An 11,018-nucleotide genomic window follows, 5' to 3' on the forward strand; every position below is an offset into this window, starting at 1 on the left:
CGGGGGTGGAGGGCTCGGCGCGACGACGGCGACCGCATCCAGTGCTCTCGTAGGTCACGGACGGATAACATGGGAGACGGCGTGCCCGGGTTGCCGGGAACGACCCGCGTGAGCGTTCATCCGCCCGCGCCCACCCGACAGATGGAGATGCCCCGTGGCCAACCCTCTCGAGAGACTGCTCCGCGCCGGCGAGGGCCGGCTCGTCCGGAAGCTTCAGCAGGTGGCGAAGGCCGTCAACGCGCTGGAGGAGGAGTACGCGCACCTCACTGATGAGGAGCTGCGCGGAGAGACCGCAGAGCTCCGTGCGCGCTACGACGCCGGTGAGACGCTCGATCAGCTCATGCCCGAAGCCTTCGCCGCCATCCGCGAGGCCGCGAAGCGCACGCTCGGTCAGCGCCCGTACGACGTGCAGATCATGGGTGGTGCGGCCCTTCATCTCGGCAACATCGCCGAGATGAAGACCGGTGAAGGAAAGACGCTGACGGCGACGTTCGCGGCCTACCTGAACGCGATCGCCGGCCAGGGCGTGCACGTCATCACGGTCAACGACTTCCTCGCGAGCTACCAGGCCGAGCTCATGGGTCGCGTCTATCGCGCGCTCGGCATGACGACCGGCACGATCGTGTCGGGGCAGACCCCCGAGGTCCGTCGCGCGCAGTACGAAGCCGACATCACGTACGGCACGAACAACGAGTTCGGATTCGACTACCTGCGCGACAACATGGCGTGGCGCAAGGAGGACCTCGTTCAGCGCGGTCACTTCTTCGCGATCGTCGATGAGGTCGACTCGATCCTGATCGACGAGTCCCGCACCCCGCTCATCATCTCCGGCCCGTCCTCCGGCGAGGCGAACCGCTGGTTCACCGAGTTCGCGAAGGTCGCCCGCACCCTCGAATCGGGCGTGGACTACGAGGTCGACGAGAAGAAGCGCACCATCGGTGTGCTCGAGCCCGGTATCGAGAAGGTCGAGGACTACCTCGGCATCGACAACCTCTACGAGTCGGCGAACACCCCGCTCATCTCGTTCCTGAACAACTCGATCAAGGCGCTCGCACTCTTCAAGCGCGACGCGGACTACGTCGTCATGAACGACGAGGTCATGATCGTCGACGAGCACACCGGCCGAATCCTGGTCGGGCGCCGGTACAACGAAGGCATCCACCAGGCGATCGAGGCCAAGGAAGGCGTTCCGGTCAAGGCCGAGAACCAGACCCTCGCCACGGTGACGCTGCAGAACTACTTCCGTCTGTACGAGAAGCTCTCCGGCATGACCGGTACCGCCGAGACCGAGGCGGCGGAGTTCATGTCGACCTACAAGCTCGGCGTCGTGCCCATCCCGACGAACAAGCCCATGATCCGCAAGGATCAGCCCGACCTGGTCTACAAGAACGAGCAGGCCAAGTTCGAGCAGGTCGTCGAAGACATCGCCGGGCGCCACGAGAAGGGCCAGCCCGTGCTGGTCGGTACGGTCAGCGTCGAGAAGAGCGAGTACCTGTCGCGGATGCTGGCGAAGAAGGGCATCAAGCACGAGGTCCTGAACGCGAAGAACCACGCTCGTGAGGCCGAGATCGTCGCCCGCGCGGGCCGCTTGGGCGCGGTGACCGTCGCCACGAACATGGCCGGTCGCGGTACCGACATCATGCTCGGTGGGAACGCGGAGTTCCTCGCCGTTCAGGAGATGAAGGCCAAGGGCCTCGACCCGGAGGAAACCCCGGACGAGTACGAAGCGGCCTGGGACACGGTGTACCAGGGCACCCGCGACACGGTGGCGGAAGAGGCGACGAAGGTCGTCGAGGCCGGCGGCCTGTACGTGCTCGGCACCGAGCGTCACGAGTCGCGCCGAATCGACAACCAGCTGCGCGGTCGCTCGGGACGACAGGGAGACCCCGGTGAGAGCCGCTTCTACCTGTCGCTGACCGACGATCTCATGCGTCTCTTCCAGTCGGGAGCCGCGGAAGCCATCCTCGCCCGCACGAACTTCCCCGACGATGTCGCGATCGAATCCGGCATGGTGTCGCGGGCGATCCGCAGCGCGCAGTCGCAGGTCGAGTCGCGCAACGCCGAGATGCGTAAGAACGTGCTCAAGTACGACGACGTGCTGAACCGCCAGCGCGAGGCGATCTACGCCGACCGCCGGCACATTCTCGAGGGCGACGACATCGCCGATCGGGTCGCGCACTTCGTGGAAGACGCCGTCGGCGGCATCGTCGCCGACCGCACCGGCAGCGGACACACCGAGAGCTGGGACTTCGACGCGCTCTGGACCGAGCTCGGCACGGTGTACCCGGTCGGGGTCACGATCGACGAGGTCGTCGCCGAGGCGGGGGAGAAGGGTCGGGTCACCTCGGCCGGCCTCATTCGCGAACTCGTGAGCGACGCGAAGATCGCCTACCAGAAGCGCGAGGAGCAGCTCGGTGAGGCCGCGATGCGCGAACTCGAGCGCCGCGTGGTGCTGCAGGTGCTCGACCGCCGCTGGCGCGACCACCTGTACGAGATGGACTACCTCAAGGACGGCATCGGCCTGCGCGCCATGGCGCAGCGCGATCCGCTGATCGAGTATCAGCGCGAGGGCTACGAGATGTTCCAGACGATGATGGGGCAGATCAAGGAGGAGTCGGTCGGCTTCCTCTTCAACCTCGAGGTCGAGGTGCGCCGCGCCGACGGTGAGCACACCGAGGTCGAGGCCAAGGGTCTCGTGGCCCCGTCGGTCGAGGCGCAGCGCCTGGAGTACACGGCGCCGTCCGAGGATGGCGAGGCCGAGGTGCGGAACGAACGCGGCCAGGTGCAGAAGGCCGCGACCGGTCGTGCGCGTCAGGCCGCGGCTCCCGTGGTGCCGCAGCGCGCCGCAGAGCCCGCTGCCCGTGGTGCGTTCGGGCAGAAGACCGACGCTCCTGCGGCGCCCGCATCCGCCCCCCAGAACCGCGCCGACCGCCGCGCCAAGAAGAAGTAGCCGCCCGCTCCTTCCGGGGCGTCCTCGACCGCGAGACGGGATCTTCGCGCCGAGACCGTGGGGTAACCCCACTGTCTCGGCGGCCAGATCCCGTCTCGCGGCCGGTGCGGTGCGTCTCGCGGGCTGTGCGGGGCGGCGGATGCGGGGGCCAGCGGTGGCCGATTGGCATGCCGGTGGCGGGACTATCCTGATCGGATGAGTTCGCTGCGCCACCTCGACCAGTCCGCCAAGCTGAAGAACGTCTTGTACGAGATCCGCGGCGAGGCCCTGGCCGAGGCCGATCGGCTCGAAGCCCGCGGACACACCATCCTCAAGCTGAACACCGGCAACCCGGCGACCTTTGGGTTCGAGGCGCCCTATCAGATCGTGCGCGACATGATCGCGGCGATCCCGTCGGCGCACGGGTACAGCGACAGCAAGGGCATTCTGTCTGCGCGTCGCGCGGTCGTCTACCGGTACGAGCAGGAGCCCGGGTTCCCGGCGTTCACGCCCGAGGACGTCTACCTCGGCAACGGCGTGTCCGAGCTCATCACGATGACGATGCAGGCCCTCCTCGACGAGGGCGACGAGGTGCTGATCCCCTCGCCCGACTATCCGCTCTGGACGGCGATGACGAGCCTCGGCGGGGGCACCCCGGTGCACTACGTCTGCGACGAGCAGAACGACTGGCAGCCCGACATCGAAGACATCCGATCCAAGGTGACGCCCAAGACCAAGGCGATCGTCGTCATCAACCCCAACAACCCGACCGGCGCGGTCTACAGCCGTGAGGTCCTGCAGCAGATCGCGCAGATCGCGCGGGAGAACTCGCTGCTGCTGCTCGCGGACGAGATCTACGACCGCATCCTCTTCGATGACGCGACGCACATCCCGCTCGCGACCCTCGCCCCCGATCTGCTGTGCCTGACGTTCAACGGTCTGTCCAAGACCTATCGCGTCGCCGGGTACCGCTCGGGCTGGCTCGTGATCACGGGACCGAAGTCGCACGCGCGCGGGTTCCTCGAGGGGATCAACCTGCTCGCGTCGACGCGCCTGTGTCCGAACGTCCCCGCGCAGCACGCCGTGCAGGCGGCGCTGTCGGGCGTGCAGTCGATCGATGCGCTCATCGGGCCGTCCGGCCGCCTCCACGAACAGCGCGATAGTGCGTGGGAGGGACTCGAAGCGATCCCGGGTGTGTCGTGTGTGAAGCCGCGCGGCGCCCTCTACGCGTTCCCCCGGCTCGACCCGGAGGTACATGAGATCCGCGACGACGCGAAGCTCGTGCACGACCTGCTGGTGGCGGAGCACATCCTGCTGGTGCCGGGCTCGGGGTTCAACTGGCCGACGCCCGACCACCTGCGGATCGTCACGCTCCCGGAGGCGCGCGTCATCTCCGAGGCGATCGAGCGGTTGGGGAACTTCCTGTCGTCGTACCGCCAGTAGACCGGCGGTCGGCGGCGCCGCGGGTGCGCCCGCGAAGGCTCGCGCTCCGAGGCGGACGGCGTCGCGCTTACAGCAGTGCGAGCGACGTCGCGCGCCAGCGGCGGTCGATGCCTTCGAGGCGGATGGCGATCGCCCGGGTGCGCGCGGGGCCGGCCACGATCGCGACAGCCTCGACGACGCCGTCCGCGGGCGCGGAGTGGTGGACGCTCAGAATCGTGTGCACCGGGCGGACGGCGGCGACGCCGCGGGCGCTCCGCGCGCGGGTCGCGAGGTTCACCCGAGTGAGCAGCGCACGGTAGGCGTCTTCCGTCAACCAGCGTCCGAACTGGTCGATGTCGCGGACCCCCGCGAGCGCTTCCAGCACACCGTTCGTGAGGTTGCGGACGAGCGGGACCGGGTCGGGAAGATCGGCGGCCGACGTCGGCTGCGGCGCGAAGAAATCGCCGGAGTACATCCGTCCGTCCGCACGGGAAGCGCGCTGCGCTTGCGTCGACGTGTGTGCCATGGTGAGCCTCACTGGGTGGGGGATCCTGAACGGGTTCAGTAGACCACGCACCTCAGAGCCGCCTCCAGGGCTCCGGCCTATTGTGGAAAACTTCTCATCCGGGCCACCGGATCGGTCTAATCTCACGGCGTGCGCTGGGATCGTTTCTTCGAAGACCTGCAGGACCAGTTCGACGCCGAGTGGGAGGCGGAGCGAGCGGTCCTGGACACCGAGGCCGAACGGCTGCGGCTGTCGCGTGTCGCGCTGCGCGAACGCCTCACCGAACTCGGTCGCGGCGCGGATGCGGACGCGCCCACCCTCGCCTGGGACCTGCTCGGCGATCTCTCGATCACGGCGCGTGTCAGCGTCGTGGGAGCGGACTGGGTCGGTGTCGAGACGGCGGGCGACCGCTCCGGCGTCATCCCGCTCGCGTCGATCGCCGCGATCGGGCTCGGTCATGCCGATCTCCTGCGCAGCGCGCGGCCGCGCGCGTCGGAGCGCGCGTCACTCACCGAACGGATGACCCTCGGGTTCGTGCTCCGCGATCTCGTGCGGCGCCGGACGCCCGTGACGGTGACGACGACCGGCGGACGCGCGCTGGCCGGAACCATCGACCGGGCCGGGGCCGATCACCTGGATCTCGCGCTTCACGATCCGGGGTCGCCGCGCCGGGCGGATGCGGTCAACGGGCACCGGCTCGTGCCGTTCAGCGCTGTGTCATGGGTGCGCGTCGACAACCTCGAGCGGCTCTGAGGGCCGCAGAGCTCCGCGCCGTTCCTCCGGGAGGATTCTCAGGTCGACGGGCGTCGTCAGTCCGGGTTGCGGACGCGGCCTCGGCCCCACAGCTCCGGAAAACTCGCGGTGCTCGACTGGCGCCACAACGCCATCCGCCGGGCCTCTTCGGCCTCGTCGTCGAGATACTCGGCGACGCTCGCTTCTTCGACGCGCCACTGACGCCCTGATCCGACGCGCAATCCGCGCAGCCGGCCGTCCATGATGAGAGCCACGACCTCGTCGACCGACACGGAAAGCGCCTCCGCGACGGACGCGGGGGGAAGAAGACGCCCCTCGGTCGGGGAGGAATCGGGCATGTGTTCATTATGGGACCACCCACCGACGCACCCGCCCGCGAAGAGCGGCTGTGGATAACATCCGACGCCGTACCCGCTCCTGGACGACCATGGACGCCATGACAGCTCAGGACCCGCCGCGGCAGCGACCGCGTGCCCTGTGGGCCGACGCCCGATTCGTGATCGGAGCGGCCCTCGTGATCGCCTCGATCGTCGGAGTCTGGCTCGTGGTCGCCGCCGCCCGCCAGACCACCCCGGTGTTCGCCGCCGCCCGGACCATCACCCCGGGGGAGGCCATCACGGCGGGTGATCTCCGAGTCGTCGACGTGGCTCTGGGCTCGCTCGAGGAGATCTATCTCGCGCCGACGCAGCTGACGCTCGACACGGTTGCCACCCGCACCATCCACGCCGGAGAACTCGTTCCGGCCGAAGCGCTCGGCGCGGCGGACGTCGCGGCGACGACAACGGTGGTGGTGCGCAGCGCGACGGAGGTGCCGGCATCCGTCGCGACCGGCGCGGTCGTCGAAGTGTGGTCCGCGCCGCTCGACGCGGAGGGGGTCCGTGAAGAACCTCGCATCCTCGTCGCGGACGCGACCGTGACGGAGGTCACCCGGGACGACTCAATGATGGGCGGTGGTGCGGCATCCGTCGAACTCGTCATCCCGCGCGAGGACGTCGCGGACGTGCTGGCGGCCATCTCCGGCGAGGCGTCGCTCTCGGTCGTGCCGAGTGTCGGAGGGGCCCCGTGACCCGCGTCGTCTTGGTCCTCGAGGAGGCCCTCGCCGCGGCGATCGCTCCCGAACTGGCGGCCGAGGGCGTTGCCGAGATCGCCCGTGTCGCACCCGAGCACGTGGCCGCGACGATCTCCTGCGCAGCGGCACCGGATGCGGCCGCTGCGGCAGCCTTCGACGGCGCGACCGCTGTCGTGCTGCCGGCGATTGCCGGCATCCTCACCTCGGATGCCGTGGCCTTCGCGGATCGCCAGGGCATCCGACTCGTTCCGGTCGGCGACGACAGCGCTGCCGCGCGTCTCGCCGCGGCGTTCGGGTTGGCGGCGCCCGTGCCGAGCGTGTGGAGCGCTCGCGACATCGCGCGTGCGGTGCTGGCCGCTCAGCCCCCGGCGCCCGAGCTCGCTCCGGCGCCCGCACCGCGGACGATCGCCGTGTGGGGGCCGCACGGGTCGCCGGGGCGGACGACGCTCGCGATCGCTCTGGCCACCGAACTCGCGCGCGGCGGGCGGCACGTCGCGCTCGTCGACGCCGACTCGCACGCACCGGCTGTCGCCATGACGCTGGGGCTTCCGGATGAGGGACCCGGCTTTCCGGTCGCGTGTCGTCAGGCCGAGCGCGGCACGCTCGACGACGTCGAACTCCATCGCATCAGCGTGCCGCTGGGCGGAGTGGACGTCGACGTGTTCGCCGGGATCAACCGGCCCTCGCGGTGGCCGGAGCTCAGTGCCGTGCGCGTCTCGCGAGCCCTGGCGGCGTGCGCCGGATGGGCCGATCACACGGTCGTCGACGTGGCCGCGAGTCTGGAGCAGGACGAGGAGATCGTCAGCGACATCGTCGACGGGCCGCGGCGGAACGCGGCGACTCTCGCCGCGGTCGCGTCCGCTGACCACATCGTGGCCGTGCTCTCGGCCGATCCGGTCGGCGTCGCGCGTTTCCTCCGCGCGTATCCCGATCTGCGAGCGCTCGCCGGCACGACGCCCGTGTCGGTCGTCGTGAACCGGCTCCGTGCGGGCACGGTGGGGGTGGACGCGCGGGGGCAGATCCGGCGCACGCTCGACCGTTACGCCGACATCCGCGACCTCTGGTTCGTGCCCGAAGATCGGCGGGGGATGGATGCGGCCATGCTCGCCGCGCGCCCGGTCGCCGAGGTCGCACCGCGCTCGACCCTCGTCGCCGCGGTCCGGCGCATGGTGGGCGCCGAGCTCCTGCCGCCCGCACCGGCATCCGCCGATCTCTCCCGACGTGCGCGGCGGCGTTCGGCACCCCGTCGGGCGCCGCGAGGGGCGCTGGTCGACGTCTAGGCTGGACGCGTGTCGACCCTCAGTGAACTCGTCTACGCGCACGGCTTCTCGGACCCCGCTGATGTGGAGTGGCTGCACCGCCTCGCCGGCGACGGCCAGTTGCTCGCCGACCTCGCGTCCGCCGACATCGTCGTGTGGGTGCCGACGGAGGACGAGTCCTTCGTCGCTGTCGCGCACGCGCGTCCGAGCGGCGCGGCGACCCTCTTCTACCGAGACATCGTCGGCGACCGGGTGCGCCCGCAGTGGCGGGCGCAGGTGCGGGACGCCTTCGTCTCGGGGCGCATCGTGGATTCCGCGTCGCCCGACTGGTTCGAGGAGACGCCGACCCGGGTGCGCGCCGTGCCCATCATGCGTGCCCGGTCCGACAAGGCCGTGAACGTCATCGCCGTGCTGACGCGGCACACGAACCTGGGGGAGGCGCGCACACCGTCGCGTCAGCAGATCACGTTCAACGACTGCGCCGACGACCTCTTCGGCATGATCGCCTCGGGAGAGTTCCCCGACCTCGCCGCCCCGACCGCCCCCCGCCGGGGAGCGCCGCGCGCGTCGGACGGCCTCATCCGCATCGACGTCAACGGTCTGGCGACCTTCGCGAGCCCGAACGCGCTGTCGGCGTTCAACCGGATGGGGTTCGATGACGAACTCGAGGGCGAACCGCTGATCGAGGTCATCACGCAGATCCTCCCGGCGAAGCGCCAGTTCGACGAGTCCCTGCCGGTGGTCGTCGCCGGTCGGGCGCCCTGGCGCACCGACATCGAAGCGCGCGGCGTCACCGTCTCGCTCCGCGCCATTCCGCTCCGCGACCACGGCACCCGGGTCGGTGCCATCGTCCTCTGCCGCGACGTGTCGGAACTGCGCCACCAGGAGCAGGAACTCATCACCAAGGACGCCACCATCCGGGAGATCCACCACCGGGTGAAGAACAACCTCCAGACCGTGGCGTCACTGCTCCGCATCCAGGCGCGTCGCACGCACTCCGACGAGGCGCGTGACGCGCTCACCCACGCGACCCGGCGCGTCTCGGCGATCGCCGTCGTGCACGACACGCTCTCCGAAGGTCTCATGCAGAGCGTGGACTTCGACGACGTCTTCTCGCGCGTGCTGAAGCTCGTCGCGGAGGTCGCCGCCGCTCCCAACACTCGCGCGATGACCCGCAAAACGGGCTCGTTCGGGCCGCTGCCGAGCGAGTACGCGACTCCGCTCGCGCTCGCACTGACCGAGCTCGTCACCAACGCCGTCGAGCACGGACTGGCCGGCCAGGAGGGCGAGGTTGAGATCGCCGCCGAACGCAGCGACGAGACGCTGTCGGTCAAGGTGCGCGACACCGGAGTCGGCCTGCCCGAGGGTCAGGTCGGACGCGGCCTCGGTACCCAGATCGTCCGCACCCTCATTCAGGGTGAGCTGGGAGGAACGATCGACTGGCACACCGTGATGGGCAGCGGAACCGAGGTCACGATCGAGATTCCGCTCCGCTACATCGGGCGCGCTCAGGTGTAACGCAGAAGCGGATGCGGGCACCCCGCATCCGCTTCTCGCGTGAGGTCAGGAAGCGCGGCGGGCGCGCGCGGCGCGGCGCTTGAGGGCGCGGCGCTCGTCTTCGGAGAGGCCGCCCCAGACTCCCGAGTCCTGCCCGGTTTCGAGGGCGTACTGGAGACACACTTCGGTGACGGTGCAGCGAGCGCAGACAGCCTTGGCCTTCTCGATCTGGTCCACAGCGGGTCCGGTGTTGCCGACCGGGAAAAAGAGTTCCGGGTCGACGGTAAGGCAGGCCGATTTGTCGCGCCAGTCCATGCGTGTTGCTCCTCAGACTTGGGAAGGAAGATTCGTGCGGTAACAGGGCGGAACTCGGGTCCGGTACCCTGTGTGGTGTGCGAGCAGAATGCTCGCCCCACGCCGCTGTGGGAGCACACGACGTGAGCAATCGTCGCACAGGGGTTGACCCTTTTCAAGGGTTCACCCCCTGTTTTGTTGGCATTCACCCAGTGGAAGCTCGTCGTGTTGACGTCCCCAACAACAGTGCGACCGGGAGAACCATGCGTTACGACCTGCTCAGTACCCTCACCGGGGGCCTTCTCATCCTGGAGGGCGCCGCGATCGCCGTGCTCGCGATCGCCCAGGGCGGCGCCATCATCGGGGGAGACACCAGCGCCCTCGAATCCGCGATCGCGCTCCTGGTCTTGACCGTGATCGGGGCCGCCGCTGTCGTCGCGTTCGGTGTGGCCACCATCCGCGGGCGCTCCTGGGGGCGCTCCGGCGGAATCGTCACCCAGCTCCTCATCCTCGCGGTCGCCGGCGGCGCCGCCACGGGAGTGTTCGCGCACCCGCTCCTCGGGCTCCAGCTCGCCATTCCCGCGATCATCACGCTGGTGCTGCTGTTCGCCGCCGTCCGTCAGGCCGGACGCGACGCGGGCACCGAACGCCCCTGACCGCCACCGGGCACCGTCCCGGCGCGCGACTCAGTCGATCGACAGCATCCGGCGCAGACGCGCGACGTGACCGGTCGCCTTCACGTTGTACTGCGCGTGCACGATCCGACCCTCGGGATCGATCACGAACGTGGAACGCCGGACGCCCTCGATGCGCTTGCCGTAGTTCATCTTCTCGCCCCACGCACCGTACGCATCGTGCACGGCGTGGTCCTCGTCCGCGAGGAGCGAGAACGTGAGACCGTCGCGCTCGCGGAACTCGCGAAGCTTCACCGGAGTATCGCGGGAGACACCCAGAACCGTGAACCCCGCCGCCTCGAGCGAGGAGAGGCTGTCGCGGAAATCGCACGCCTGCGTTGTGCAACCCGGCGTCATCGCCGCGGGATAGAAGTAGACGATGACCTGCCTGCCACGCAGATCGTGCAGCGACACGGTCTGACCGTCCTGGTCGGCGAGCGTGAAGTCGGGGGCGATGTCTCCGGGATGCAGCGTCGTCATATGTCCAGGGTACGGGGCGCTCGCTCGGTGCTGTGCTGTGCTGTGCTGTGCTGTGCTGTGCTGCGCTGCGCGTCGCGTCCGTTCCGGGCGCATGCCCCCGACCGCCTGCGGCGGTCTCCCGCCAGTCCCGATGCCA

At 69.5% G+C, this 11,018-nt stretch carries 11 protein-coding genes; 7 read left to right on the forward strand and 4 right to left on the reverse strand.

Annotated elements, in window-relative coordinates; translation table 11 throughout:
• Positions 1-154: 154 nt before the first annotated feature.
• Positions 155-2,950 carry a preprotein translocase subunit SecA gene (gene secA, locus LQ938_RS04365; protein ID WP_223723550.1) on the forward strand — a complete coding sequence of 932 codons (2,796 nt, stop codon included), beginning with the start codon at positions 155-157 and terminating at the stop codon, positions 2,948-2,950.
• Positions 2,951-3,145: 195 nt separating this feature from the next.
• The gene (locus LQ938_RS04370; protein ID WP_269216577.1) at positions 3,146-4,372 is read left to right on the forward strand and encodes a pyridoxal phosphate-dependent aminotransferase; all 1,227 of its coding nucleotides are present in this window, start codon (positions 3,146-3,148) and stop codon (positions 4,370-4,372) included.
• 67 nt (positions 4,373-4,439) lie between these two features.
• Here the strand turns inward: LQ938_RS04370 and LQ938_RS04375 are convergent, their stop codons facing one another.
• Positions 4,440-4,826, reverse strand: coding sequence for an Rv3235 family protein (locus LQ938_RS04375; protein ID WP_223723571.1), 387 nt, complete (start codon positions 4,824-4,826; stop codon positions 4,440-4,442).
• Between the two features lie 180 nt (positions 4,827-5,006).
• Here LQ938_RS04375 and LQ938_RS04380 point away from each other — a divergent pair, with 180 nt between their 5' ends.
• Positions 5,007-5,609, forward strand: coding sequence for a hypothetical protein (locus tag LQ938_RS04380; RefSeq protein ID WP_223723549.1), 603 nt, complete (start codon positions 5,007-5,009; stop codon positions 5,607-5,609).
• Positions 5,610-5,665: 56 nt separating this feature from the next.
• Here the strand turns inward: LQ938_RS04380 and LQ938_RS04385 are convergent, their stop codons facing one another.
• Positions 5,666-5,947, reverse strand: a complete 282-nt coding sequence (locus LQ938_RS04385; RefSeq protein ID WP_223723548.1) for an excisionase family DNA-binding protein — start codon at positions 5,945-5,947, stop codon at positions 5,666-5,668.
• 98 nt (positions 5,948-6,045) lie between these two features.
• Between LQ938_RS04385 and LQ938_RS04390 the strand changes: the two genes are divergently transcribed.
• Genes LQ938_RS04390 through LQ938_RS04400 form a run of 3 tightly spaced genes read left to right on the forward strand, consistent with a single transcriptional unit; the run spans position 6,046 to position 9,455 of the window.
• Positions 6,046-6,675 (forward strand): SAF domain-containing protein, encoded by a 630-nt coding sequence (locus LQ938_RS04390; RefSeq protein WP_223723547.1) that lies wholly within the window; start codon positions 6,046-6,048, stop codon positions 6,673-6,675.
• Positions 6,672-7,958 carry an AAA family ATPase gene (locus LQ938_RS04395; RefSeq protein ID WP_223723546.1) on the forward strand — a complete coding sequence of 429 codons (1,287 nt, stop codon included), beginning with the start codon at positions 6,672-6,674 and terminating at the stop codon, positions 7,956-7,958. The genes LQ938_RS04390 and LQ938_RS04395 overlap by 4 nt, the downstream gene beginning before the upstream one ends.
• 9 nt (positions 7,959-7,967) lie before the next feature.
• A complete protein-coding gene (locus tag LQ938_RS04400) occupies positions 7,968-9,455 on the forward strand; it encodes a sensor histidine kinase (protein WP_223723545.1) in 1,488 nt (495 codons plus the stop codon).
• A 45-nt stretch (positions 9,456-9,500) separates the two neighbouring features.
• Here the strand turns inward: LQ938_RS04400 and LQ938_RS04405 are convergent, their stop codons facing one another.
• Positions 9,501-9,749: a WhiB family transcriptional regulator gene (locus tag LQ938_RS04405; protein ID WP_047542656.1), complete on the reverse strand. Its 249-nt coding sequence runs from the start codon at positions 9,747-9,749 to the stop codon at positions 9,501-9,503.
• A gap of 242 nt (positions 9,750-9,991) precedes the next feature.
• Here LQ938_RS04405 and LQ938_RS04410 point away from each other — a divergent pair, with 242 nt between their 5' ends.
• On the forward strand, positions 9,992-10,384 hold the full coding sequence (locus LQ938_RS04410) for a histidine kinase (RefSeq protein WP_223723544.1): 393 nt from the start codon (positions 9,992-9,994) through the stop codon (positions 10,382-10,384).
• Positions 10,385-10,414: 30 nt separating this feature from the next.
• Here the strand turns inward: LQ938_RS04410 and bcp are convergent, their stop codons facing one another.
• Positions 10,415-10,882: a thioredoxin-dependent thiol peroxidase gene (gene bcp / locus LQ938_RS04415; protein ID WP_223723543.1), complete on the reverse strand. Its 468-nt coding sequence runs from the start codon at positions 10,880-10,882 to the stop codon at positions 10,415-10,417.
• Positions 10,883-11,018: the final 136 nt, after the last annotated feature.

The sequence above is a fragment of the Microbacterium sp. cx-55 genome (assembly GCF_021117345.1).
Lineage (GTDB): Bacteria > Actinomycetota > Actinomycetes > Actinomycetales > Microbacteriaceae > Microbacterium.

Excerpts from the sequence above, each read along its gene's own strand:
- LQ938_RS04390 (WP_223723547.1), top strand. The coding sequence starts at position 6,046 with ATGACAGCTCAGGACCCGCCGCGGCAGCGACCGCGTGCCCTGTGGGCC.
- LQ938_RS04410 (WP_223723544.1), top strand. The coding sequence starts at position 9,992 with ATGCGTTACGACCTGCTCAGTACCCTCACCGGGGGCCTTCTCATCCTG.
- LQ938_RS04370 (WP_269216577.1), top strand. The coding sequence starts at position 3,146 with ATGAGTTCGCTGCGCCACCTCGACCAGTCCGCCAAGCTGAAGAACGTC.
- LQ938_RS04385 (WP_223723548.1), bottom strand. The coding sequence starts at position 5,947 with ATGCCCGATTCCTCCCCGACCGAGGGGCGTCTTCTTCCCCCCGCGTCC.
- LQ938_RS04405 (WP_047542656.1), bottom strand. The coding sequence starts at position 9,749 with ATGGACTGGCGCGACAAATCGGCCTGCCTTACCGTCGACCCGGAACTC.
- bcp (WP_223723543.1), bottom strand. The coding sequence starts at position 10,882 with ATGACGACGCTGCATCCCGGAGACATCGCCCCCGACTTCACGCTCGCC.
- LQ938_RS04375 (WP_223723571.1), bottom strand. The coding sequence starts at position 4,826 with ATGTACTCCGGCGATTTCTTCGCGCCGCAGCCGACGTCGGCCGCCGAT.